Origin of the sequence: Mycolicibacterium vinylchloridicum, from assembly GCF_013404075.1 — a bacterium.
GTDB classification, from domain to species: Bacteria; Actinomycetota; Actinomycetes; order Mycobacteriales; family Mycobacteriaceae; genus Mycobacterium; species Mycobacterium vinylchloridicum.
The window spans coordinates 1-24,111 of sequence record NZ_JACBJQ010000029.1 but is presented as its reverse complement, the minus strand read 5'-3'; the positions used below and the strand labels follow the sequence as shown (position 1 = coordinate 24,111).

At 64.5% G+C, this 24,111-nt stretch carries 25 protein-coding genes; 5 read left to right on the top strand and 20 right to left on the bottom strand.

Features of this window, described 5'->3' with window-relative positions; genetic code table 11:
• Positions 1 to 49: 49 nt before the first annotated feature.
• From HPC46_RS22145 to HPC46_RS22085, 13 genes are all read right to left on the bottom strand, one after another.
• Entirely contained in the window at positions 50 to 859 is an 810-nt protein-coding gene (locus HPC46_RS22145) for an enoyl-CoA hydratase/isomerase family protein (RefSeq protein WP_407665545.1), read from the bottom strand.
• Entirely contained in the window at positions 856 to 1,836 is a 981-nt protein-coding gene (locus HPC46_RS22140) for a quinone oxidoreductase family protein (RefSeq protein ID WP_179473896.1), read from the bottom strand. Before HPC46_RS22140 ends, HPC46_RS22145 begins: the two co-directional genes overlap by 4 nt.
• A 34-nt stretch (positions 1,837 to 1,870) precedes the next feature.
• Complete coding sequence (locus tag HPC46_RS22135; RefSeq protein WP_179473894.1) at positions 1,871 to 2,305, bottom strand: ester cyclase; 435 nt, start codon at positions 2,303 to 2,305, stop codon at positions 1,871 to 1,873.
• Between the two features lie 28 nt (positions 2,306 to 2,333).
• A complete protein-coding gene (gene dmpG / locus HPC46_RS22130; RefSeq protein ID WP_179473892.1) occupies positions 2,334 to 3,410 on the bottom strand; it encodes a 4-hydroxy-2-oxovalerate aldolase in 1,077 nt (358 codons plus the stop codon).
• The gene (locus HPC46_RS22125; RefSeq protein WP_218894533.1) at positions 3,407 to 4,294 is read right to left on the bottom strand and encodes an acetaldehyde dehydrogenase (acetylating); all 888 of its coding nucleotides are present in this window, start codon (positions 4,292 to 4,294) and stop codon (positions 3,407 to 3,409) included. The genes dmpG and HPC46_RS22125 overlap by 4 nt, the downstream gene beginning before the upstream one ends.
• Before the next feature lie 47 nt (positions 4,295 to 4,341).
• Complete coding sequence (locus HPC46_RS22120) at positions 4,342 to 5,139, bottom strand: 2-keto-4-pentenoate hydratase (protein WP_179473888.1); 798 nt, start codon at positions 5,137 to 5,139, stop codon at positions 4,342 to 4,344.
• A gap of 32 nt (positions 5,140 to 5,171) precedes the next feature.
• The gene (locus HPC46_RS22115) at positions 5,172 to 5,936 is read right to left on the bottom strand and encodes an SDR family NAD(P)-dependent oxidoreductase (RefSeq protein WP_179473886.1); all 765 of its coding nucleotides are present in this window, start codon (positions 5,934 to 5,936) and stop codon (positions 5,172 to 5,174) included.
• Positions 5,933 to 6,421: an aromatic-ring-hydroxylating dioxygenase subunit beta gene (locus tag HPC46_RS22110; protein WP_179473884.1), complete on the bottom strand. Its 489-nt coding sequence runs from the start codon at positions 6,419 to 6,421 to the stop codon at positions 5,933 to 5,935. The genes HPC46_RS22115 and HPC46_RS22110 overlap by 4 nt, the downstream gene beginning before the upstream one ends.
• Positions 6,418 to 7,686 carry an aromatic ring-hydroxylating oxygenase subunit alpha gene (locus HPC46_RS22105; RefSeq protein WP_179473882.1) on the bottom strand — a complete coding sequence of 423 codons (1,269 nt, stop codon included), beginning with the start codon at positions 7,684 to 7,686 and terminating at the stop codon, positions 6,418 to 6,420. The genes HPC46_RS22110 and HPC46_RS22105 overlap by 4 nt, the downstream gene beginning before the upstream one ends.
• Complete coding sequence (locus tag HPC46_RS22100; RefSeq protein ID WP_179473880.1) at positions 7,683 to 8,507, bottom strand: alpha/beta fold hydrolase; 825 nt, start codon at positions 8,505 to 8,507, stop codon at positions 7,683 to 7,685. The genes HPC46_RS22105 and HPC46_RS22100 overlap by 4 nt, the downstream gene beginning before the upstream one ends.
• Positions 8,504 to 9,580, bottom strand: coding sequence for a DODA-type extradiol aromatic ring-opening family dioxygenase (locus HPC46_RS22095; protein WP_179473878.1), 1,077 nt, complete (start codon positions 9,578 to 9,580; stop codon positions 8,504 to 8,506). The genes HPC46_RS22100 and HPC46_RS22095 overlap by 4 nt, the downstream gene beginning before the upstream one ends.
• Complete coding sequence (locus HPC46_RS22090; RefSeq protein WP_179473876.1) at positions 9,525 to 10,535, bottom strand: amidohydrolase family protein; 1,011 nt, start codon at positions 10,533 to 10,535, stop codon at positions 9,525 to 9,527. Before HPC46_RS22090 ends, HPC46_RS22095 begins: the two co-directional genes overlap by 56 nt.
• Before the next feature lie 236 nt (positions 10,536 to 10,771).
• Entirely contained in the window at positions 10,772 to 11,503 is a 732-nt protein-coding gene (locus HPC46_RS22085; protein WP_179473874.1) for a FadR/GntR family transcriptional regulator, read from the bottom strand.
• 116 nt (positions 11,504 to 11,619) lie between these two features.
• Between HPC46_RS22085 and HPC46_RS22080 the strand changes: the two genes are divergently transcribed.
• The 5 genes from HPC46_RS22080 (at position 11,620) to HPC46_RS22060 (ending at position 16,786) form a co-directional block, all read left to right on the top strand.
• A complete protein-coding gene (locus HPC46_RS22080; protein ID WP_179473872.1) occupies positions 11,620 to 13,299 on the top strand; it encodes an AMP-binding protein in 1,680 nt (559 codons plus the stop codon).
• A gap of 189 nt (positions 13,300 to 13,488) precedes the next feature.
• A complete protein-coding gene (locus HPC46_RS22075; RefSeq protein WP_179473870.1) occupies positions 13,489 to 14,283 on the top strand; it encodes an enoyl-CoA hydratase-related protein in 795 nt (264 codons plus the stop codon).
• Between the two features lie 5 nt (positions 14,284 to 14,288).
• A complete protein-coding gene (locus HPC46_RS22070) occupies positions 14,289 to 15,422 on the top strand; it encodes an acyl-CoA dehydrogenase family protein (protein WP_179473868.1) in 1,134 nt (377 codons plus the stop codon).
• Positions 15,419 to 16,318: an SDR family oxidoreductase gene (locus tag HPC46_RS22065; protein WP_179473866.1), complete on the top strand. Its 900-nt coding sequence runs from the start codon at positions 15,419 to 15,421 to the stop codon at positions 16,316 to 16,318. Before HPC46_RS22070 ends, HPC46_RS22065 begins: the two co-directional genes overlap by 4 nt.
• A 9-nt stretch (positions 16,319 to 16,327) precedes the next feature.
• Positions 16,328 to 16,786 (top strand): MaoC family dehydratase, encoded by a 459-nt coding sequence (locus HPC46_RS22060; RefSeq protein ID WP_179473864.1) that lies wholly within the window; start codon positions 16,328 to 16,330, stop codon positions 16,784 to 16,786.
• 69 nt (positions 16,787 to 16,855) lie between these two features.
• Here HPC46_RS22060 and HPC46_RS22055 read toward each other — a convergent pair whose 3' ends face one another.
• The 7 genes from HPC46_RS22055 to HPC46_RS22025 are packed head-to-tail and all read right to left on the bottom strand — an operon-like array spanning position 16,856 to position 24,014.
• On the bottom strand, positions 16,856 to 17,335 hold the full coding sequence (locus HPC46_RS22055; protein WP_179474009.1) for a CAP domain-containing protein: 480 nt from the start codon (positions 17,333 to 17,335) through the stop codon (positions 16,856 to 16,858).
• A 22-nt stretch (positions 17,336 to 17,357) separates the two neighbouring features.
• Positions 17,358 to 17,675, bottom strand: a complete 318-nt coding sequence (locus HPC46_RS22050) for a DUF732 domain-containing protein (RefSeq protein ID WP_179474007.1) — start codon at positions 17,673 to 17,675, stop codon at positions 17,358 to 17,360.
• 23 nt (positions 17,676 to 17,698) lie between these two features.
• Positions 17,699 to 19,168 (bottom strand): MCE family protein, encoded by a 1,470-nt coding sequence (locus tag HPC46_RS22045; RefSeq protein ID WP_179473862.1) that lies wholly within the window; start codon positions 19,166 to 19,168, stop codon positions 17,699 to 17,701.
• A 1-nt stretch (position 19,169) separates the two neighbouring features.
• The gene (locus HPC46_RS22040) at positions 19,170 to 20,318 is read right to left on the bottom strand and encodes a virulence factor Mce family protein (protein ID WP_179473860.1); all 1,149 of its coding nucleotides are present in this window, start codon (positions 20,316 to 20,318) and stop codon (positions 19,170 to 19,172) included.
• Positions 20,315 to 21,634: an MCE family protein gene (locus HPC46_RS22035; protein WP_179473858.1), complete on the bottom strand. Its 1,320-nt coding sequence runs from the start codon at positions 21,632 to 21,634 to the stop codon at positions 20,315 to 20,317. Before HPC46_RS22035 ends, HPC46_RS22040 begins: the two co-directional genes overlap by 4 nt.
• Entirely contained in the window at positions 21,631 to 22,989 is a 1,359-nt protein-coding gene (locus tag HPC46_RS22030; protein WP_179473856.1) for an MCE family protein, read from the bottom strand. Before HPC46_RS22030 ends, HPC46_RS22035 begins: the two co-directional genes overlap by 4 nt.
• Positions 22,986 to 24,014: an MCE family protein gene (locus tag HPC46_RS22025; protein ID WP_179473854.1), complete on the bottom strand. Its 1,029-nt coding sequence runs from the start codon at positions 24,012 to 24,014 to the stop codon at positions 22,986 to 22,988. Before HPC46_RS22025 ends, HPC46_RS22030 begins: the two co-directional genes overlap by 4 nt.
• Positions 24,015 to 24,111: the final 97 nt, after the last annotated feature.

The window sequence follows — 24,111 nt, the reverse complement described above, 5'->3', positions numbered from 1 at the left end:
TTGGTGAAACATTATTATGGTCAGACCAAAATGGCAAGAAGAGAGTCTGTCATGCATTCCGCCAGATCGGTGCTCGCTTCTCCTTGAAGGCGCGGACGCCTTCGGGGAGATCCTCGGTGGTGAAGGCCAGCGCGAGCTGGGCCTGGAGATAATCGAGAGCGGCATCAAGCGGAAGATCGCGCGTGGCTGCCAGCGCCTTCTTGCCCAATCCCAAGAGCAGCGGGGACTTCTCGGCCACCGTAGCCACCCAGCTGCGCACCGCGTCGTCGAAATCCTCGTCCGGTACGACGCGGTTGACCAGACCCGCTTCGGCGGCCTCCGTCGCCGTCAACAAGCGGCCGGTCATCATCAACTCGTTGGCGGTCAGCCGGCCGGTGGCGCGGAAGATCAGTGCCGAGATCATGAACGGGAAGGCGCCGACATTGATCTCGGGGCATCCCAATCGCGCGGATTCCTTGGCGATCACCAGATCGCACGCCAGCGCGATGCCCAGTGCGCCGGCGAGCACATCACCGTTGGCCGCGCATAGCACTGGTTTGCCGATCGCAGTCAGCGTCCGGAAGAGATCCGGAAAGCGGTTCAGGCCGGCGTATTTGGTGATTGTCGGCCGGGTGTCGGCGAATGCGTCCAGGTTGCCGCCGGACGAGAACACCCTATCGTGTGACGACGTCAGGACGATCACGCGAACTTCCGGATCCTCGGCCGCGCGGGACAAGGAAGCCATCAGCTGATCCAGCAGCGTGTCGGACAGCGCGTTGCGCCGGTCGGGGTCGTCGAGGATCAGGTACGCGGCCATGGGCGCATCAGGATCGGCGTGGACGGGACGGCGATCGTAGGCGACGAGGGGTCTGTCGGTCATGCATGCTCCAGTACGGTCTTGCCGAATCCGCTTGAGGTTTCGAGGTGTTTGTGGGCTTGGGCAGCGTCGTCCAGCCGGAAGACCCGGTCGATGACGGGCGGCGGGATCCGGCGCTCCGACAACAGGCGCAGCAGTCCCGCGAAGTCACCGGTGTTGCCCATCGTGGTGCCGAGCAGGTCGTATTGCCCGAAGTAGAAGCCGCGCACGTCCATCGCGGCGTGGTCGGATGCGTTGGCACCGAGGACGACCAGCCGTCCGCCCGGACGCAGAGCACGAACCGATTCTGGCCAGCGGCCGACGGGATCCAGCACGAGATCGAATCCGGCGGCAGACGGGGACAGTGCCCGGGCTTGTTCCGGCCAGTCCGGATCGGTGTGCAGCACTCCGGCCGTGGCGCCCTCGGAGACCGCTCGCGTGATCTTCTCCTCGGACGAGGAAGTCACCATGATCGAGACGCCGATGTGGGACGCCAGTTGCACTGCCATGGTGGCGATTCCGCCACCGGCACCGACGACCAACATAGTCTCTCCCGCGTGAAGCCGGCCCCGGCTGAACAGCGCGCGGTAGGTCGTCAGCCCCACCAGCGGAAGGGCAGCGGCCTGAAGCCAGTTGTATCCGTCCGGCTTCGGGGCGAGGCATTCCGCTGGAACGCTGACGAGTTCGGCGTAGGTGCCCGGTATGTGATCGCCGAGGATCGTCCAGCCGGGCGCGGGTGCATCGTCGCGCGGACCCCAGTGCAGGGACGGGACAATGACGACGGGTTCACCGGTATCTCGCCGGACTCCCGCGCCGTCGGCACCGATGACATGGGGTAGTGGCGACTGGTATCGGCCCTGACGGACCAGGACGTCGTGCCAGTTTAGTGCTGCGGCACGCAGTTCGACTGTCACCCAGCCGGCCCTGTCTTCCGGGTTGGGGAACGGCGCCGGTTGTAGGACGTCGGGTTCACCGAACTCGCGGATCACTACCGCGTGCATTCTGCCCCCTCGACGACTCGTCCGCGAATGTCGTTCAGACCAGACCGAGTTGGGCCAGAAGGGTCGCGACGTTCCAATAGGCGTGCACCGACACCGCGCGGCCATAGTGGTCGAGTTGCCAGACGTCGACTCCGGTGACGTCGAAGGAGCGGTGGGTAGCCGGCACACCCGGCGGGAATCCTTCACCGGTGTGGGTGCCGACCATTCGCCATTCCTGGGTGATCCGCTGATTGGTCACGTCGATGAGGGGCTCGCCTACCGGAATGAACGCCAGGTCAGGAAAGCCGCTCCACGCGGCGGTGAAGAAGCCCGCGGCGCCCTCGCGGTCGGTGATCGGACTGGGTAGGGAGGGATCGTGCCAGTCGACGGTCTCGGCGACGATGTTCAGCGCCACGGCGAGGTCGCGCTGGTTCCAGGCCGCGAAGTATCGGGCCGGATAACCGGCGAGATCGGTGGTCGCGGTGGTCATCGGTGAACGTCCTTCCGCGCCGCAAGGACTACGGCGTGGCGCCTACCGTAATGCTGCCCCCGGCCCCGTTTCGTCCCCCAAACGAGAGGTTTTCCGGGTTCGCTCGCGAGATCAGATCGAGCGCGACGTCGTCGATCATGTCCTCTTGGCCGCCGACCAGCTTCCGGCGCCCCACTTCCATGAGGATGTCGCGGACGTCGAGACCGTATTGGGTAGCGGCCCGTTCGGCATGGCGCAGGAAGCTCGAGTAGACGCCGGCGTAGCCCAAGGTCAGAGTCTCGCGGTCGACCCGCACGGGACGGTCCTGAATCGGGCGGACCAAGGTCTCGGCGGCGTCCTGGAGTGCGAACAGGTCGCAGCCGTGCGCCCAGCCGTAGAGGTCAGCCACCGCGACGAAGGCCTCGATCGGACAGTTCCCGGCGCCAGCTCCGTGTCCGCACAGGGAGGCGTCGACCCGAGAAACGCCTTCCTCGACGGCGATGACGGAGTTGGCCACTGACATCGACAGGTTCTCGTGAGCGTGGATACCGATCTGCGTTTGGGGTTCGAGAATGTCTTGGTAGGCCCGCACCCGATCGCGGACGTCGCGCATCGTCAGGCGGCCACCGGAATCGGTCACGTACACGCAGTGCGCTCCGGCATCCTGCATCAACTTTGCCTGGGCGGCAAGGACACTCGGCTCGGCCATATGAGACATCATCAGAAATCCCGATACATCCATGCCAAGCTCACGAGCCTTCTGGATGTGCTGGCCGGAGATATCCGCTTCGGTGGCGTGCGTGGCGATACGCACGGAGGTGACGCCGAGATCATTGGCGCGGACCAGATCGTGCACGGTGGCGATACCCGGCAGCAGCAATGTCGTGAGTCGGGCCCGCTTCACCACGTCGGCGGCGGCGGCGATCCATTCCCAGTCGGTCGCGCTTCCCGGCCCATAGGTGAGGCTGGATCCGGCCAGTCCGTCGCCGTGGGACACCTCGATGGCGGCGACCCCAGCCGAATCGAGCGCCGCGGCGATCCGACGAAGTTGATCGATCGGCATCCGGTGCCGGATCGCGTGCATGCCGTCCCGCAGAGTGACGTCCTGGATGTATAGCTGGGTCATGAGGCGCACGCTCCCCGACGTTCCGACAGGGTCTCGCCGACGCGCAGTGCCGCCGAGGTCATGATGTCGAGATTCCCGGCGTACGCGGGAAGGTAGTGGGCGGCACCCTCGACCTCGAGGAACACCGACACCTGCCAGCGTGGGGTGCCGTCCCTGTGGTCCACCAGATCCCGCGCCGTGGATTGGTCGTCGAGCTTGCGGACCTGCACTTGCTGTTTGAGTCGATAACCCGGCACGTAGGCGGCCACCGAGTCGGCCATCGCGGTCACCGACTGTTCCACGGCATCGAGATCGGCGTCACCGATCAGGCAGTGCACGGTGTCGCGCATGATGAGTGGTGGCTCTGCGGGGTTCAGCACGATGATGGCCTTGGCTCGTCGGGCTCCGCCTACCACTTCCAGCGCCCGCGATGTGGTCTCGGTGAATTCGTCGATGTTGGCACGAGTTCCCGGCCCTGCCGAACGCGACGAGATGGAGGCGACGATCTCGGCATAGAGGACGTCGGTGACGGTGCTGACTGCCGCCACGATCGGGATGGTGGCCTGGCCGCCGCAGGTCACCATGTTGACGTTGCGCTTGTCCAGATGCTCGGTGAGGTTGACCGGCGGCACCACGAATGGTCCGATCGCGGCGGGCGTCAGATCTACCAGGGTCCTGCCAGTCGGCCCCAGCAACGCCGCGTTGGCGATGTGCCCTGACGCCGATGTCGCGTCGAACACGATCGAAATATCATCGAATTCGGGCATCTTCATCAGACCACGGACACCGTCCGCAGTGATCGGCACGCCCAACCTCTTGGCGCGACTCAACCCGTCGGAATCTGGGTCGATACCGACCAGCGCGCCCATCGCGAGCCGATCAGACGTTCGCAGCATCTTGATCATCAGGTCGGTACCGATGTTGCCGGAACCGATAACCGCGACTGTGGTCGTCACTGGTCGTCCTTCGCGAAAGTGACTTCAGCAGAGCCGATTCCGTCGACCATGGCCACGTAGGTGCTGCCGGGGCGCACCGGCACCATGGGGCCGAGCGCGCCGGAGAGCACGATATGCCCTGCGCGCAGCGGTGTCCCGTTGTCGCGGGCCGCCTTGGCCAGCCACCGCAGCGCGACGAGCGGACTGCCAAGGCAGTCCGAGCCGCGGCCCCGCGATACTTCGGGGCCATCTTCAGTCAGTCGCATGGTGGTGGCTTCGACGTCGATGTCTGCCGCGGAGACGGCCGGTTCTCCCAGCACGAAGAGCGCCGAGGATCCATTGTCGGCGATGGTGTCGACGATGCTGATCGACCAGTCTCGAATTCGGGAGTCGACGATCTCGATGGCCGGTACCGCGATGCCTGCGGCCAACCGAATGGTCTGGTCGGACAGGTCGTCGTCGAGGTCGCCTGACAGGATGAACGCGATCTCGGCTTCTATCTTGGGCTGCAGCAATCCGCCGTAGGGAACGGTGGATCGGTGCGCAATCTTCATGTCGTCGAAGAGGACTCCCGAGTCGGGTTGGTCGACGCCGAGTTGGCGTTGCACCGCCGGTGACGTCAGGCCGATCTTGTGACCGACGATCGTGCGTCCCCGCGCGATGTAGTCCTCGGTGATCAGACGCTGGACCTGGTACGCCGCCGGGATGTCCAGGTCGCCGATGAGGTCGCGGATGGGCTCGCACTGCGTGGGTGCGGCGGCCGCGGTGATCAGCCGATCGGCAGCGTCGAGCACTGCCCTGGGGTTTTCAGCCATGAAGTGTTCCTCAGATGTGAGTGCGGCGGGCCTCAGCCCATGCTGGAGCCGCCGTTGACGTAGAGGGTTTGACCCGTGACAAAACGGCTGTCCTCGCCGGCCAGGAACGCGACGGTGGCCGCGACCTCGGCGGGCTGACCCGGGCGGCCCAACGGGACGATGGCGGTACCTTGCTCAACCACCCGCAGCAGGCGGGCCGGCGCCTCGTCGGATTCGAGCAACGCGGCCAATTCCGGTGTGAGCACATAGCACGGGGCGACGGTGTTTGCGGTGATCCCGGATTGCCCGAACTCGCGGGCCAGACCGGTGACCATCGCATGCACGCCGCCCTTGGCGGCGTTGTAGATCGCGTGGTCGATCAGGCCGGTGCGGACCGAGTCGGCACCGATGTTGATGATCCGGCCGTGCTGGCGCGAAACCATATGCGGCAGAACCGCTCGGGTACACCGGATGGTGGTCCACAGGTTGTTGTCGACAGTCGCCTGCAGACTCTCCTCGGTGTGCTCCAGGGTCGGTCGGATCACCCCGCCGCCTGCGTTGTTCACCAGGATGTCGATGTGCCCGAGCGCTTCGAGTGCCGCTGCCACCAGATCGTCGGCGACGCCGGGCTTTTGCAACTCGCCGACGAACCCTGCGGTGATCGATGTGTGGCGCTGTACGCGAGCGAGGTCCTCGGCGCTGCGGGCGGCGGCGACCACGCACGCTCCGTCCGCGACAAGACGCTGGACGATGGCCAGTCCGATTCCGGACGCCGCACCGGTGACGATCGCGGTGCGTCCCGACAGGTCAGCGTTCACAGCACGATCGCCACGTCGGCCACCTGCCGCAGATCGGTCATGTCCAGTTCGACCCGCTTGTAGGCGATCCGGAAGCCGTCGGCCGTGGTCCGTAATCGGTAGTGGTATCGACCCACATACGTGCTGGACCGTCCCCCGCGGAAGCGCCACACGGTGAAGGACGCGGTAACGCCCAGCTCGTCGCCCGCGGACTGCACTTGCACGTTGAACACCTGGTGGTTTGTCCGGGAGTGGGGGTATTCGCGGTGCGCACGCCGATTGTTGAGACGCTCCACCCGCGCCTGCATCCGACGGTGGTCGTCGTCGATCAGCATCAGATCGCGAGCAGGATCGCCGTCACGCCGGTCGTTGCACGGCATCTCGTACTTTGCGTCGGGGTCGAACAACGCCAACCAGCCGTCCAGATCCCACGAATCGAGAAGGGCGGCTTCCCGGTAGAGGAAGTCCTCGACCTCAGCACGGGTGACGGTGTCCGCGGTGGTCATCGAACACCCGCCCGGTCCGTCGTGGTACCCATCTGCTGCTGCCAGCGCCGCCAGAATTCGCGCATCTGCTCCTCGTCGTTGGCCATCGCTCCGCGGCCCATGCCCCGGGAGATGTCATTCCATTCGACGCCCCCGCCTTCGAAACCCTGCTGACAGGACTCGAGTGCCTCGATGTCGTCAGGAGTGGCGAATCCGCCGGGCCCAAGGAAAGTCAGGAAGCTGTCCAGACGCCGCTCGCGCAGGCTGGCCGGCTCGTCGGTCGGGGCCAGCTCCCAGGCCGTCACGTCAACACGGTTGGGTGCCGGCGAGAACATCGTCCGGACAGTGACTGCCATGATGTCGTTGATGATCAGATTGGGATAGATGATCAGGTTCCGGTTCACCTCGGCCATCTTGTGAGCCCGCTCTTCGCCGTAGCGCTCGGCGAGTTCGGCACGGATACGGTCTATTTCGACGCGGGCGTCGTCACCGAAGAGCGGTTCCCACTTCGCCACCGGGCGCCCCCAGGGGGAGGAGTACTCGATGACAGCGTGCCCATTGCCGAGCTTGACCGCCTGGCCGACGACTCCGCCCTGCATATCGGTGCCCAGGGAGACGAGGTATTTGAAGTAGGTGTCGTGCGTGGAGGCCGCGTGGTAGCCGTCGGCGCTGTTCTCCACCAGCAACTTCCAGTTCGCATCGAAGCTGTATTCGTTGGTGCCCTTGACGATCTCGACCGACCCGCCGCAGCCGTCCACCACCAGATCGATGTAGTCCTTGGCGCCGGCGAGGTAGCTCGGCAGGTCCATGATGTCGGGGTCGAAACTGGCGAACACGAATCCGCGGTAGGACTCCACCCGGGCTACCCGGGCCAGCCCCAACTCCTGGAAGTCCAATCCGTTCGAGTAACCCTCACGGTCCGGCACACCGTTGAGCCGCCCCTCGCTGTCGAACGTCCAGGCATGGTAGAAGCATTGGAAGACCTTGGCATTTCCGGAATCTCGCCGGCAAACAAGGGCGCCGCGGTGGGTACAGGAATTGTGAAAGACGTTGATATTGCCGCTCTTCGCCCCGCGCACCATGAACAGCGGCCGGCCCGCCACCTTCCGCCGCACGAAGTCGCCGGGGTTGGGAATCTCGGAGTCGTGTCCGACGTACAGCCACGACTTGCCGAAGATCCGTTCCACTTCGGTGCGGTGAAGCTCGGCCGATGTCATCGCCGAGCGGTGCACCCGAAACACCTGGCGGTCCTGGTCATCGACGACAAGCGGTTCGATCGTGGTCATGAGCGATCCAGATAATCGCTCACGAGCGAGGAGAATTCGTCGGCCCGCTCGATCTGGGTCCAGTGTCCGCATCGGCTGAACACGTGCAGGTCGGCGTTGGGCAGCAGGTCCAGCATCGCCACCGATACGGCCAGCGGCACGACCTTGTCCTCGCGGCCATGTACCAGCAGCGTCGGGGTGCCGATCTGTCGCACTTCTTCGGCGGTGATGCCGAGTTCGGACCCTTTGTGGCGCGGGTCGGCGAACATGGCGCGATACGCCTCGAAGGCGCCGTCGGCGATGCTGGCCTCGTAGCGGATCTCGACCAGTTCGTCGGTGATCAGTTCAGGATCGACCGCGAAGTAAGTGCGCAACAGAGTGCGCATCGCCTCATGGGATGGTTCGTATGCCCGCAGCGCGGCGAGCCCGTCGGTCGGGGTCATGCCGACCCCCGGAGATCCCATCAGCACCATTCGCCTGATTCGCTCGGGGTGATCGGTGGCCATCTGCAGGGCGATACGACCGCCGAGTGAGTTGCCGACGACCGAGGCCGCTTCGATACCGTGCGCGTCGAGAAACGCCCAGACGTGGTCGGTCCAACTGCGCAGCGAGTAGACGACGTCCTCGGGCCGCTCGGTCGCACCGAAGCCGACGATGTCCGGCGCCAGCACGTGAAAGCGCTCGGCCAAGGGTCCGATGTTGTACTGCCAGTTGGCCGTTGCAGATACTCCAGGTCCGGAGCCATGCAACATGATCACCGGCGGACCGGATCCCGCCTCCAGGTAGCTGGTCTTGATGCCGCCGGCATCGATGGTGTGTGACTGTGTCACGAGGGTCGTCATCCTTGCTTTCCTTCCTGGAAGACCGCGAAACACTTGTTGGAGTTGAAGACATCGGTGAGGACCAACTCGGACCAAGCGAGTTCGAGGCCCAGCTCGGCCACCGCTCCAGTCATGCAGAACCAGTTCAGGAGTTCTTGCTGTCCGGATTCGAGGAGTGCGTCCGTCGTGGTCGACCGCCACGTGTCGTAATCGCCGTTCCGCAATGACTCGTACAACCGCAGATCGGCCTCGGTGTCGGGGGAGATGTGCCAGTTCTTGTCGACCAGGAACGCGTGTGACCAACTCGACGAGGCGACGAGGGCGACTCGCAGGTCGGTGTCGGCGAACACCTGGGCCACCGCTCTGCCGAGGGCGAAGCAACGTGCCGGCGACGGACCTACCGGGTCGGTCTGCTCGCCAACGATGTCGGCGAACCGCACCAGACCGCCGCGCCGGGCGATCACGTGCGGGCCGTAGCAATTCACCGTGATCGCGATCAGCGGGTACGGGAATTCTGCTCCCGCCGAGGGGTAGTCGAGGAAAAGCTGGGTGTTGACGATCGCGTGCGGGAAGGCCGAGTCCTTGCGTCTCTCGTATGAGTACGCCATGTCGAAATCGCGCTGGAGCAATCCGTTGGTGAGCCTGCGAGCGGTTGCGGGGGCGCCGTGCAACGTGATGGTGGTGTCGTCGGGAAGGCCCCAGGCGTTCGGGCTGCCGCGTTCGGTCATGAGCTCGAACGGCTCCGCTTCGACATCGCCGTACGCCAGTACGCAGAACGGCGGGACGACTTCCTCCCGAAAATTCTCGTATTGATCGTCACCCCACACCACGACAACATCCGGTCTGAAGTCGTCGAGCGCCCTCCTGCACCGGGCGAGGTTGTCCACCAGAGCTTTTCGGTGATGCGCGGCGGCCGTGACCCCTTGATCGTCACCCCACTCGTCGCGCATCGCGGCCGGCCAACCAGCGGGGTCCTTCCGCTCCGGCGGGATGTCGGGGTCGGTCAGCGTCCAGCGCAACAGGCTGGCCATGTGTTCGTCAGTGCCGGCCAGCAGCGGATAGTGGGTGAGTCCGAGTCCCAGGAAGTGGGCCATAGTGTTCCTCCACGTTGGTTCTGGTGATTCGCTGCCGGAGCTCGGCGGGTAGGTCGGTGACGATGTCGTCGAGGGGGCTCGGCATTGCGGGGAAGGGGTAGTCGGAGCCGAATACGACGTGGCTCGCTCCGACCAGCTCCACGACCGCGAGCAGGGCCTGCCGGTTGTAGGTCAAGGAGTCGCTCCACAGCGATGTCGCGCAGCGACTGGGCAGGTTCGGCGAGTCCGGAGGGACGCCGGCGATCAATGCCCCTTTGTCGAGCCGTCCGATGAGGGCGGGCAGTGCACCCATTCCGTGTGCCAGGCACAGTCGTGCGCCCGGTCGGCGGGCCAGGGCGCCGCTGGTGACTAGCGCCGCGGCAGCCAAACCGGTCTCGATCGGCATTCCCGCACCGAATCCGATGCCGATCGACGTGGTGCGCGTCAGCAGATCTTGATCGCTCGGGTGGACCAGAACCAGGGCACCCAGTTCGTGGGCGACCTCGAAGAACCGGTCGAACCGCTCGTCCGACAGCTCAATACCCCGGACCTGCGTGCCGATCTCCACGCCGAGGAATCCTGGACGCGCCATGCAGCGTCGCAGCTCCTCGACGGCCAGGTCGGGGTCCTGCAGAGCAACCGCACCCAACGCGGCGAACCTGGTGGGTTCAGCGCTGATCATTCGGGCGAAGAACTCATTCTGTGATGCCGCAAGCTCCGCGGCGGCAGCGGCGTCACCCTGGTAGCAGAAGGTCACCGGGATCGGCGAAACAACCTGCACTGCAACGTGTTCGCGGTCCATATCCGCCAGCCGGCGGCTGGGTGACCAGCACCTGTCGTCGATGTGCCGATAGCGCTTGCCGTCGAAGTGCAGCCATGCGTCGGCATCGTCAAGACGCTCCACCGACGGCCACGGATGACCGGGGAACCGGTGGCCGAGATCGGGCAGATCGGGGTCGACGGCGTGAGTGTGCACGTCGATGAGCCCATGGTGGGTGCGTGGTGAAGCGGTGATGATCGTGCCTCCGTGCGCATGGTCGCGTCCGACGCATCACACGATAGGACAATGTGCATACACAATCAAGATTGTGGACGCATAATGTTGTGGATCACATTTCGGAGGTGATAGAACTGGGTGCGTGCACCCACCAGTGGGCCCCGCAGCCGCGCAACGGCTTTGGGGAAGTACGCGTGGTACCGGCGCTCAGACCGTCAAGGGTGTTGCGGGGTGTTCGGCGTCCGGTCCGGGTCCTCGGCGCGAATCAGGTCGCGATCGTGACGATTGATCGCCTCGACGAAGGAGGCTTGGTCGTGGACGGATATGGCCGCGACGATATCGTCGTGAACGTCGAGGCTGGCTGCCAGAAGCGGCTCGTGGTCGTCGACGAACATCACCCGGCTCAGCACCGTCTTGATGCTCGTCACGATCAACTGATGCATCCCCTCGAGCACCGGAATGTGCGCCGCGGCGGCGACGACGCTGTGGAATGCCAGCACGGCGTCGAAGAACTCGCGAGCCGTTGTGCCGGCGCGCATGGTGACCATGGCCGCACGCATGGCGCTGATGTCCTCGGCCGTGGCGCGCTCGAAAGCGGCCTTGGTCAAGCCGAATTCGAGATAAAGCCGGGCTTCGAAGAGATCCAGCGGATGCGGGTTGGAGGGCTGGAACCACATATCCAGCGCTCCGGTACGAACCTGCGGGGGAGCGGTGGCCACGGTGATGCCGCCACCGGGACCGGGCCGGACGGACACCAGATCCCGATCGCGCAGGATCCGCAGCGTCTCGTTCATCACGGTGGGGCTGATACCGAACCGGTCCATGATTTCCGAGCGGCGTCCGAGATGGGCGCCGACGGGCAGCCGCTCGGACAGAATCTCGTGTTCGAGATCGGCGGCGACCCGCTCGGCCCGCGACGATCGCACCGCGGGCTCACGACGCGCCATGCGCAGCCTCCTTCGGATCGCGCCCGGCCGCGACGATGCGCCTCCGGAACACTCCAGGAGATATTAACGTCCGACCTGACCGGGTCCGGGAAGCAAACCGAGATGAGGAGCCGATAGTGCCCGAACCGACACCTGGTGCCGTTGCCTTCCGCAAGGCCCGTGACCTACTGGTCGAACGCCGTGCGGATTACGACTTCGTCGCCTCCGCCTTCGAGTGGCCAGATGTGACACCGTCTTTCAACTGGGCGATCGACTGGTTCGATCTTGTCGCCGATGGGAACTCCGCGACCGCGCTGCGGATTGTCGGGGACGATGGCTCCGACGAGTCGTACTCGTTCGCCGACATGGCCGACAGATCGAATCGGGTGGCAACCTGGCTTGCCCAGACCGGCGTGTCTGCGGGTGATCGGGTGATGCTCATGCTGGGCAATCAGGTCGAGCTGTGGGAGTCGATGCTTGCCGTGATGAAGCTCGGGGCGGTGATCCTTCCGGCAACGACCGCGCTGGGGGCAGGCGATCTCGTCGACCGGTTACACCGTGGTGGCGTGCGTCATGTGATCACCAATGCCGATCAGGTCGACAAGTTCGCGAGTGTCCCTGGTGACTACGGACGCATCGCGGTCGGCGATGCGCCGGCGCCGTGGCGTCTATACCGCGAGTCGGATGCCATCGGTGGGGCCGGCAGCTTCACCACTACGACCGCGGCGAATGATCCGATGCTCATCTATTTCACGTCGGGCACAACCAGCCATCCGAAACTCGTTGAACACACCCACCGCTCGTATCCGGTGGGGCACTTGTCCACGATGTACTTCATCGGACTGAGGCCGGGCGACGTACATCTGAACATCAGCTCGCCCGGGTGGGCCAAGCATGCGTGGAGTTCGTTCTTCGCGCCGTGGATTGCCGAGTCAACGATCGTTGCCTACAACTACCCGAGATTCGACGCGGCGAGGTTCCTCTCGATGCTGCAGCATGTGGCGGTGACGTCGCTGTGCGCGCCGCCAACGGTGTGGCGCATGCTCATTCAGGCCGACCTCGGAGACCGGCCGCAGGCCCTGCGTGAAGCGGTGGGCGCCGGCGAGCCCTTGAATCCGGAGGTGATCGATCAGGTGCGCACGCGGTGGGGGCTGACGATCCGAGACGGCTTCGGCCAGACCGAGACCACTGCGCTGATTGGCAATACGCCGGGAGCGACGGTGAAGCCGGGGTCGATGGGCCGTCCGCTACCGGGCATCCCGGTCGAAATCGTCGACCCGGTCACCGGCGAGCCGGCCGACGAAGGTGAGATCTGCCTACGTCTGAGCCAGGCTCCGGTGAACCTCATGACCGGCTATCTCGGCGATCCCGACCGCAATGCCGAGGTCACCGCGGGCGGTTACTACCACACCGGTGATGTCGCGAGCCGCGACGAGCACGGCTACATCACGTATATCGGCCGCACCGACGACGTGTTCAAGGCATCCGACTACAAGATCTCACCCTTCGAACTGGAGAGCGCACTGATCGAGCATCCCGCTGTCGCGGAGGCTGCGGTCGTCCCCGCCCCCGACGCCGTGCGGCTCGCCGTGCCGAAGGCCTACATCACGCTCGCGTCCGGCTGGGCGCCCGACCGGGCGACCGCTGAGGCGATCTTCGCGCACGCACGCGCCAACCTCGCTCCGTACCAGCGCATCCGTCGTATCGAATTCACCGCCGAGCTCCCGAAGACGATCTCCGGCAAGATCCGCCGCGTCGAACTGCGTAACCGGGAGCGGCAAGCCGGCTCGTTGCCCGACGAGTTCCACGAGACCTGATTCTCCGCGGACTGCCTCCACCGGGGGACGAAATTTCCACCTGTAGGGGTGCGACGGCGCCCTGAAATTGTTGCAGGGTTGCCCTCGGGGCATGAGTTCTTGGTGCCTATAGGTTTTGGTATTATGGTATGACCAAAAGGCCACACGGACGTGAGATGCCGACGGCTCTTAAAGATGAAGGGCGACAGAATGACTGACTTCACCGACATCACCTACGCAGTCGACAACGGACTGGCCTGGATCACCATCAATCGTCCGGAACGCTACAACTCCTTCCGCGCCCGGACCGTCGATGAGCTCATCAAGGCATTCAAGCTGGCGTGGGGTAGCGCCGAGGTCGGCGCCATCTGCCTGACGGGCGCCGGTGAGAAAGCCTTCTGCACCGGAGGGGACCAAAAACAACGCGCCGAAACCGGCGACTACGGGCCCTCCGACAGCGGATTGTTCGAAGTTGACTCGTTGCACAGGGTGATTCGTGATGTACCCAAGCCGGTTATCGCGGCGGTCAACGGCTTCGCGATCGGCGGTGGCCATGTGTTGCACGTGCTCTGCGATCTGACAATTGCCTCCGACACTGCGGTTTTCGGCCAGAACGGACCACGGGTGGGGTCCTTCGACGCCGGCTTCGGTACCGGATACCTGGCCCGGGTGGTTGGCGAGAAACGGGCCCGCGAGATCTGGTTCCTGTGCCGCAGGTACTCCGCGCAGCAGGCGTACGAGTGGGGCCTGGTCAACAAGGTGGTGCCGGGCGATCAGCTCATCGCCGAAGTGCGTGCTTGGGCTGACGAGATCCTGCAGCTGTCGCCGACGTCGCTGAAAGTGCTCAAGCAGTCGTTCAACACAGACACCGAACAGTTCGCTTCGCTGGGTCAGATGGCGTACTCGAATCTGAAGCTCTTCGGCGAAACGCCGGAGGCCCAAGAGGGTATTGCGGCGTTCAACGAGAAGCGGGTGCCGGACTTCGCCCCGTACCGAGGTAATTGAGCGACGTGTTCACCGCTGAGCAACTGGATTTCGCCAACGCCATCGAGCAATTCTGCTCGGAGAGGTGTGGCAGCGTGGACCAGCGCCGCGAGCTGACCGACGACGGGCGACTCTCCAATAGTCCGGAACTGCTGCTGCGGCTGGCGGATCTGGGCTGGCTCGGCGTCTCGCTGCCCGCCGAATACGGCGGCGGCGGAGCGGGAATGGTCGAGGAGTGCATCTTCCTCGAGGAGACCGCGCGGGGGCTGGCGCCCATCCACGCCTACGGAACGGGATTGACCGCAGCTCAGACCTATTTACGGCACGGGACCGAAGAACAGAAGAAGGAAGTCCTGAGCAACCTGTGTAGCGGACGATTCGAGGCGATCGCGCTCTCCGAGCCCGGTGCCGGTTCCGACCTCGGCTCGGTGCGCACCCGTGCGATCCGCGACGGTGACCGGTTTGTCGTCAATGGTCAGAAAACCTGGATCACCGCAGCCCATCTCGCCGATCACATCCTGGTGCTGACCCGCACGTCGACCGAGGGAAGCAAGCACCAGGGACTCACCCTGATGTACCTCGGCACCAACACCCCCGGACTCGAGATCAAACCGATCATCACGATGGACGGTCACACCGTGAACGAGGTCTTCTTCACCGACGTCGCCGTCCCCGTCGCCAATGTGGTCGGCGGTATCGGCGACGCCTGGCACCGGTTGATGCGTGGCCTGAACGTGGAGCGGCTGATCATCGCTGCGATGTCGATCGGGTCGGCGCGGCGCTCGCTCGAGGACACCATCAACTACGTCCGCCAGCGTGAGCAGTTCGGCCGGTCAATTGGGACCTTCCAGGCGGTCCGGCATCGACTGGCCGATCTGGTTGCCGAGATCGACTGCTGCCGGGCGTATGTGTATCAGGTTGCCGCGCAGATCGATGCCGGTCTCGAGGACCAACTGGCCCGCGAGGGATCGATCGCCAAGCTCAAATGCACCGAGGTAGCCAAGCGTGCGGCACTGGAAGGCGTGCAACTGATGGGGGGTAACGGCTACACCGTGGAGTACGGAATGGAACTCCAGGTGCGCAAAGCGCTCGCCCCGCCGATCTACGGCGGCGCCAACGAGATTCAGCGCGAGATCATCGGAAAGAGCCTCGGACTGTGAGTGCCCGCAGCATCTTCACAGCCGACGCCCTCGCGGGTAAACGGATTCTGATCACCGGCGGTGGCACCGGGCTGGGTCCTGGGGTGGCTGCGCGGCTCGTTGCACACGGTGCGCAGGTGCACATTTGGGGACGGCGCGAAGCGGTGCTCGCAGAAGCGGCCGCGGAGATCGCGGCGGACAGGCCCGGAGCGGCCCACTGTCAAGCGGTCAACGTTCGTGATTTCGACGCCGTTTCAGCGGCGGTCGCCGAGATCTGGGAACAGCACGGCCCGTTGACCGGGGTATTGAACAACGCCGCGGCGAACTTCATCGCACCTACCGTGTCACTGAGTCCGCGTGCGTTCGAAGCGGTCACCGCGACCGTGATGACCGGGTCGTTCAACACCACCCTCGCGGTCGGAAAGCGCTGGATCGCTGAGGGATTGCCGGGTGCCGTGCTGTCGAACCTCACCACCTGGGTCTGGAGTGGATCGGCCTTCGTCGTTCCCTCCGCCATGGCCAAGGCGGCCGTGCACGCGATGACGATGTCGCTCGCGGTGGAATGGGGCCGCTACGGCATCAGGCTCAACGCCTTCGCGCCTGGGCCGATTCCCACCGAATATGCCTGGGAGATGCTGAATCCCACAGAAGAGAGCTCCGCGGGCGCGACCCAGGCCGATCAGATTCCCCTTGGTCGAACGGGCACCATCGACGAACTGGCCAACTTGACGATCTTTGCCTTCTCAGACGCCTGTGACTACCTCACGGGCGAGACCATCGCGATGGACGGCGGCCAGCGGCTTGCGGGCCCGAACACGTTCGCTTCCTTGACGGCGATGACTGACCAGGACTGGGCCAACGCGCGCGAGCGCAGTCAAGCGGCCTCGGCCGCGGCCAAGGCCGCGCGAACGGTGTAGGTGGCGGCCGTGAGAATCATCGCATCCATCGACGACGCGCAGACCGCGGCGGGCACCGAGTTGGGAGTCAGTGATTGGCTGACGGTGGACCAGGCGCGCATCGACGCCTTCGCGGCAGCGACCGGTGATGATCAGTGGATCCACGTCGACCGGCAACGAGCTGAGGTCGAAAGCCCCTATGGCACAACGATCGCCCATGGGCTGTTGACGCTGTCACTGGTGCCGGCGCTGAGCAAGCAGTGCTTCGTCGTCGACAACGCCAAGATGGGCGTCAATTATGGCCTCAACACAGTGCGGTTCGTCGCTCCGGTGCCCGCGGGTTCCCGCGTCCGGGTTCGGTCGCAGTTGGTCGATGTCACACCGGTCAGCGACTCGACCGTGCACCTGACGGTTCGTCACACAGTCGAGATGGACGGTTCTGACAAGCCGGCGGCCGTGGCAGAGATGATCGGCCGTTATGTCTTCTGATCGAAGGAGCGGGGCTCACCGGGCGGCGGCATCGCAGACAATTGACGAAGACCCGCCAGGGCGGTCACGTCAGGCCGGCTGGCCGAACACGGCCACGACCACGGACCGATCCAAGCTGTTCTCCGACCACACGCCGATCGCCGTGTTGGCGCAGTCGGACATCATCGCGAAGTAACCGGGGTCGTAATACCACTGATTGAGAACGTCGAGGTTGTTGATCGCCAAGGCCGGGTTGATTGCGACAGCCTGGGTGACCTTGCCCTTGAAACCAGCTGCCTCAGAGCGTGATTGCGGCGTCGACCCATCGGAGCCGATGTTGACATCGGCCAGGTCGCGATTGTTCAGAACGTCGCGGGTGTGCCACTCCGCGGCCAGCGTCAGGGCGGGATTCTTCTTGATGTTGGTGCTGCAGCCAGCCTGATGCTGAATGGTGTAAACGTTGGCCACGACGCCGTTGTTGAGCCGCGTGTTGTCGGCATGCGCAGGTACTGCCGCCAGCGTCGCAGCAGCGATTGCGGCGGTTGCCGGACCGGTTATTCGTCGGATCATCATGGAAATCATGGCCATTCGCTCAGTGGGTCGGCTGCCCGGTGTAGTGCGCTGCGGACTGGCGAAGCTGCCAGATCATCGCCGGGCACAATTCGTTGACGGCCTGGTTGATGAGGTACACCGCCTGGTAGGAGTCGGCGGTCGCGAAATCAGTCATGACCTCGCTGATGAGCTGGCTGTAGCCGCGGCCACCGCCGACCTTGCCGCAGACGCCGTAGCCGTAGGCCAGCGCTGCATCGGGGCTGGGGAAGTTGTATCCCGGCCGCACCGTCACGTTCACCAGGTAAGCGACCGAGTCGGCCCCTGCCTGAGGCATGGTGATCAAGCCGGGAAGTGCCATTGCGGCGGCGATTCCGCCTGTCGTCACGATCCGGGCGGCAACAGCATTGACTGCCACGAGTTGTCCTTCTTGGTGGGCTCGGCCAGGTCGGACTGGGTGTATTCGCGCCCATTCGGTGCGACATAGGTGCCGGTGGCCGGGTCGTATTCGGCAACACCCAGCAGAGCCGGCGGTGGGGGAGCCGTGGGCATGGCTGCTTCGGGAGGTGTTGCACCCGGCGGCAATTGAGGGATGTCTTGTCCGGAGAGGGTCGCGTTGGGGTCGCCCTTCCAGTTGTATCCGTCGTTGAGTGGCACGTACTGCTCGTTGCTCTCGCACAACTTGACCGTCGGTGCCCGCTTGCCGGGCACGGTCTCGCAGGGAATGTTTCGCGCACCGCGGACATTGAACGGCGAGTCTTGCGGAGTGCGGCAGTACAGGTCGCCAGGCATTCGATCGGGATAGTCGGTCAGAGTGGGGACCCGGGCCTGCTGGGTCGGCAGGAAGCCGGTCGTACATGCCGGCGGGAGGTTGATATTGAGGTTGAACGACAGGTATTCACCCCGGTATGCCTGCGTGGTATTCGCATTGGCGACGAACGTGCCCTGCCCGACGGCCACCGCGTGTGGCAGTAACACCAGCAGCTGCTCGATGTCGTTCTGATAGGCGATGGCGACCTGTCCGACGCTGGAGAGGTTGTTCAGCAGAACCGGAAGGGTGGGCTTCAATCGTTCTATCAGTTTTCGCGCCTCTTGTGAGGCCACGATGATGCCTTCTTTGTCGATGAATCCGGCGACCGCGTCGTTCTTTCTCTGGAGATCGCCGGTGACCGTGGCCAGGTGGGACGCCCATGCGCGGATGTCGGTGGACGTATTCACCTGGGAATCCAAGACGGGCTTGGCGTTGTCGATGAGGTCGATCAGCGGATCGAGGTTCTTGCGCGCGTCGATCGCCAGTGTCGTCGAACCCTTGACGATGTCGGACAACTGCGGGCCCAGGCCGCCGACGGCCGTGTACGCCTCGTCGACCGCGGTCTTGAGGTTGTCGTGTGGAATCGCCTTCAGGCCGGAGTTCGCGGCGTCGAGCAGTTCGTTGATGTCCGGGGGTATCGACGTCTCGGATAGCGGGATCACGTCGCCGTCACGCAACGGCCGGGATGTTCCGTTGCGGGGCATCAGCTCGACGTACTGTTCGCCGATTGCTGATTGACTGTGCACCGCGGCGTTGAGATCGGAGGGGATGGCGATACCCGACTTCAGCGACAGCTCGGCCTCCACACCGGTATCGGTGAGATGGACCGATTGCACCCGGCCAACCTCGACGCCGCGGTAGGTGACGTTGCCGGTGCTGTAGAGTCCACCGGTTTCCGGCAGCTCCATGGTCACGCTGTAGCGGCCGACGCCGAACAGCTTCGCCGGCAGCTTGAGAAAATGTAGCCCCATCACTGCGACCGCGGTCACCGCGATCACAGCGAAAATGGCCAGCTGGATGAGCATTCGTCGGTTCAGGTGCATATTACGGTCCCTGATCGAAGCGATACGGCGCGACCAAGGGGTTGACCTTGGTGTACGGGCTCGGGAATTGTCCGATCGTTCGGCCCCACTGCATTTCGAGTTCGGTGAGGTTGCCCTCCCAACGGGTACCGGTGAAAATGCCCTGATCGATCCGGCTCAGGGTGAGGTCGACGACGCCGGTCATGTTCGCGTAGTCGCCGCGCTGCCATTTCTCGATCGTTTCGTTGGGGAACGGGAACGTGAGGATGAGGCTCAATGCGCGGGTCATGCTGGGCCCCGCGTTGGCCAGCGACTCCAGCACCGGCCCAATGTCTTTGAGTTCTTTGATGAGATTCTGCTTGCTTCCGTCTACGGTCGTGACCACCAAGTCCGCGAACTTGCCGAGCTGGTCGGCGGCCTCGGCGAGGTTGTCGCGCTCGTTGTTCAGCACGGCCAGTGCTTCCGGCACCGTTGCCAGCGCCTTGTCCAGCACGGGCTGGTTGGCGGCGAACGTCTTGGCCAGCGTGTTGAGGCTTTCGGTGGCGGCGATGATGTCGTCGGTCTGGTCGTTGAGGTTGCCGGTGAACCTGTCGATCTCGCTGATGATGCCGCGCAGGTCCTGCTCACGCCCACGGAACGCGGTGCTGAACGCCTCGGTGATGTCCTGGATCTGGGCGAGGCCGCCGCCATTGAGCACGGTCGACACCGCAGCGAGGGTCTGCTCGACGGTGGGATAAGACGCCGAATGTGACAGCGGGATAAGCGATCCTTGGCGCAGGCGGCCCTGTGCCGGTGCATCTGTTGGCGGACTCAGTTCGACGTGCTGAGAGCCGAGAATCGACGTCAGGCCGATCTTGGCCGTTGAGTTGGCGGGCAGCGTGACATCCCCATTGAGGCGCATGGTGACCAGTGCATGCCAGCCCTGGAGTTCGATCTTGGTGATGTGGCCGACGGTCGCATCACCGACCCGGACCCGTGAGTTGGGTTGAATGTTGTTGATATCGGGCATTTCTGCCTCGATCGTGAACGAACCTGGACCGTTGCCTTCGGTGCCCGGCAAGGACAACGAATTCAGCCCCTGCCAGTTCTGCAGGCCACAACCGGAGGAGCAGACCGCGGTGAGGGCGAGTATGACTGCGACCGTGAATCCCCGGCGACACACGCGCTTCATGATCCGCCTCCGGCGGGGGGAGCCATCATCCCGGTCAGCCCCGTATTGGGATCAGTTGCGACGGTCGGCCCGTCCGCGGGTGCGGCCTCTGCGGCCATCGGGGCCGGCGGGGGCGCGGGTGCTGCAGGGGCGGCAGCGGGCGGTACGTAGTCCGGGCGAAGCCAATCTTCGCTATAGGTGACCTCGTTGGGCCGGGCTTGCGTGCCGACGAGGAAGTTCTCGCCGATCGGCAGGAAGTTGTACTGCCGATTCTTGATGATCGGCGCCAAGTACTGCACGCACAGCTTCGCCGACTGTTCGGCGCCGAGGCGTGAAGCCGCCTGAATGGCACCGCACAGGAACGAAATCGGGTTCGCGAAGTTGTTGACCGCCAGTGCGCCGGTGAACGCACCGTTCGACGCCTCGTAGATATTGGTGAAGTTGGCGATCGTCGACGGCGCGATGTGCAGCGTCTGCTTGATGTCGTCAAGACTCTCGTTGAGGGCGGTGCTGATCGAGGCGAGCTTCTCCGACGTTGTGCCGATGGTGTCGCCGGTCTCGTCGACGAAGGTCTTGACGTCGCCGATAACGGCATTCATGTCCGTGAACGCATCACCGATCTTGGTCGGGTCGTCGGCAAGCAGACCTGTCACCGACGCCAGGTTCTGGTTGAGCGTACCCAGCAGATCACTGCTTCCCCGCAAGGCCGTGATCAATATCGACAGATTCTTGAACGTCGCGAAAATGTCTCCGCTGTGGTCGCCGAGCACCGAAATCGCCTGGGACAGTTTGATGATCGTGTCCCGAATGTTGCCGCCCTCGCCGCGCAGGTTGTCCGCGGCGGTGTTGATGAACGACCCCAGCGTGCTCACCCCGCCGGGGGCGGTCGGCTTGAGCAGCTCGGTGAGGCGCTGCAATTGAACCCGTACCTGATCCCACTCGACCGGCACCGCGGTGCGATCGCGGGGAATTACCGCACCGTCTCCCATCGCGGGTCCGCCGGTGTAGACCGGGGTCAGTTGGATGGCGCGACCGGTGACCAACATCGGTGACAGGATCGCGGCCTTCGCGTCGGCAGGGACCTTGTACTTCCGGTCGAACCAGAACGAGATCTTCACTCCGTCAGGTTGCGGTTCGACGTTCGCCACCTGGCCGACGGGCACACCGAGGATGCGGACGTCGTCACCCGGGAACAGCGCGGTGCTGTTGTCGAAGTAACCGACAACCTCAACCCGGTCGGCCCGGTTGTAAGCGCGGAGAGCGAGAAAGCCACCTGCGACAAGGGTCACCACCAGCACGGCGGCCAGAATCGTACGCGGACGACGCAACCTGTTCACTGCTGTCCTCCTGTCGCTCCACCAGGGGTCGGCTCACCGGGCGCCGGTACGAAGAACGGTGCCTGTGTCGGGTCGGGGACCGACGCGATCTGGGGCGGCGACGCGGCCGGCGGACCTGGTGGCGGTCCGCCCGGTGGCGGTGCGGGTAACGGCTCGCGATACGGGTAGCAGCCGGTGGGGCCGGGCAGCGGCAGGCCCGGTGGGCCGCAGCCCGGGTCGCCCGGGTTGCCGGTGATCGCGTCCGGCAGGTTCTGGCGCGGCTCGCCGCCCTGGCCGGTGCGCGGGTAGGGCACCGGCAGTGCCGGGGTACCGGGCTGTCCGATCTGGGGGTCCGTGCGCAGGGACGGCAGCAGGGTGGCCGGGTCGACTCCGAGATCGGAGAAGGCCGCGTCGATGAACGGCTGGACGAACTGGCCCGGGAAGAGGTTGGCGACATACGCCTTGAAGAACGGCCCCGACGAGACGGACTCACCCAACGACATGGCATAGCTGTTGAGTCGTTTGATGGCGTCCTGCACCTTGGCTTTTCGGTCATCGACGATCGTCAACACACCGTTGAGCTTTTCCAGAGCCGGTTTCAACGTCGTGCGGTTCTCGGCGATGAAACTCTTGAGTTGTTGCGAGACCGCCGAGATGTTGCGCCAGATCCGGTCTAGTGAATCGCCTTGTGCCTGTAGGGCGATCAACAGCCCATTGGTCTGTCGCACCAGTTGCACGATCTGATCGGTTCGCTTTGCCAATACGTCGGTGGTCTTGGCCGCGTTGGCCAGCAGGTCGCGCAGTCGCTCATCCTGCTTGTTGAGAGTGTCCGCGAATCTGGCGACGCCGATGACCGCGTCGTGCAGATCCGGTGCGGTGTTGGCAAATGTCTGCGCCACCGTGGCAAGGGAGTCCGACAGCTGGTCGGTATTCAGTCCGCTGATGGTGCTGGTCAGGTCTCCGAGTGCATCGGGAAGCTGGTAGGGCGAGGTGGTGCGGTCGAGCGGGATCGGGCCCGACAGCTCGCCGTCACCGCGTGGGATGACATCGAGCATCTTGGTTCCCAGCAGACCCTTGGTCTTGATCGCCGCGATGGTCCGATCGCCAAGGTGCACATCGCCGTTGATCCGGAACGTCACCAGAACCTGACCGCCGTCGAGTTCGATATCCGACACCTTGCCCACGGGCAGACCCGACACTTCCACGCCTGCGCCGGTGAACAAGCCACCTGCGTCGGCGAAGTGGGCAGAGTAGTTGTGTCCCGGGTTGAGGAACGGCACTTTCTGCCAATTCAGTGCCGCCATCACGATACCGGCGATGACGACAGCACCGATGGTGCCCATGACGACGGGATTGCGTTCGGAGAATGACTTCATTTCGGTGTGCACCGTCCGGTGTCCTGACCGGCAACCTTGACGTAAACGGGTTGTCCGCCTTTGCCGTTCAGCTTCAGCACGAGATCGCAAATGTAGAAACTGAAGAAGTCGCCGTACATGCCCTGCCGGCCCAGCGCGCGGTATTTGTCGGGCAAGGTGTCGATCAGCTTCTCCAGATATTCATGATCGGCAACGGCGATCGCAGCGGCTCGGTCGGTTTCGTGGACCACCTTCTGGAACGGCCCGCGGGCCTGGGTCAGCAAGTCCGCAACCGTGCCGGCAGCCGCGTTGGTGCTGGCGAACGCGTTGGCGATATCGGTTCGGCGGGCGTGCAGCGCGTCGACCAGCCCTGCGAGGTTCGTGACAGCCTTGTCGAGCTGGGCGCTCTGGCTACCGAGGGACCCCAACACCGCGTTGAGGTTGGTGATCACTTCGTTGATCAGTTGGTCGCGGTCAGCCAGGGTGTTCGTGAACACAGCGGCTTGACTCAAGAACGAGCCGATGGTCGCGCCCTGCCCCTGCAGCGCCTGATTCAGCTGGCCGCTCAAGGCGTTGACCTGGTCGGGGCTCAGCGCACGGAACAGGGGCTTGAAACCGCCGATGACCGAGTCCAGATCCAGGGCAGGCGCAGTGCGGTCCACCGGAATCGTCTGTCCGGGTTCCAGCCGCTTGACCCCGCCGGTGCCTTCGTCGAGAGCCAGAAATCGGCCGCCGATCACGTTGTCGTAGCGAATGATTGCGCGGGTTCCCTCGGTGAGAATGACGGCGTCCCTGGCCGAGAACGTCACCCGCACCGTCGCGTCGCGGTTGATCGCGATGTCTTCGACCTTGCCGACCTCGACCCCCGCAACGCGGACGAAGTCGCCGGACTTCAATCCGGTCACGTTGGTGAAGACGGCGTTGTAGGTCTTACCTTCGCCGAACCTGAACTGTGCGAACACCGCAAGGAGGGCGAAGGCGCCGAACAGGCAGACCGTCAGGAAGATGCCGAGCCGCCATACGGTGCCCCTCAGGTTGTCCTTCACGGTTCTACCTCCCGTCGGCGGTCGATGGTCATGGTGTCGGTGGTGGCGCGGCGGGGTCGGGCGCCGGCGGGGCTGGGGCAGGTGCCGGCGGCACGCC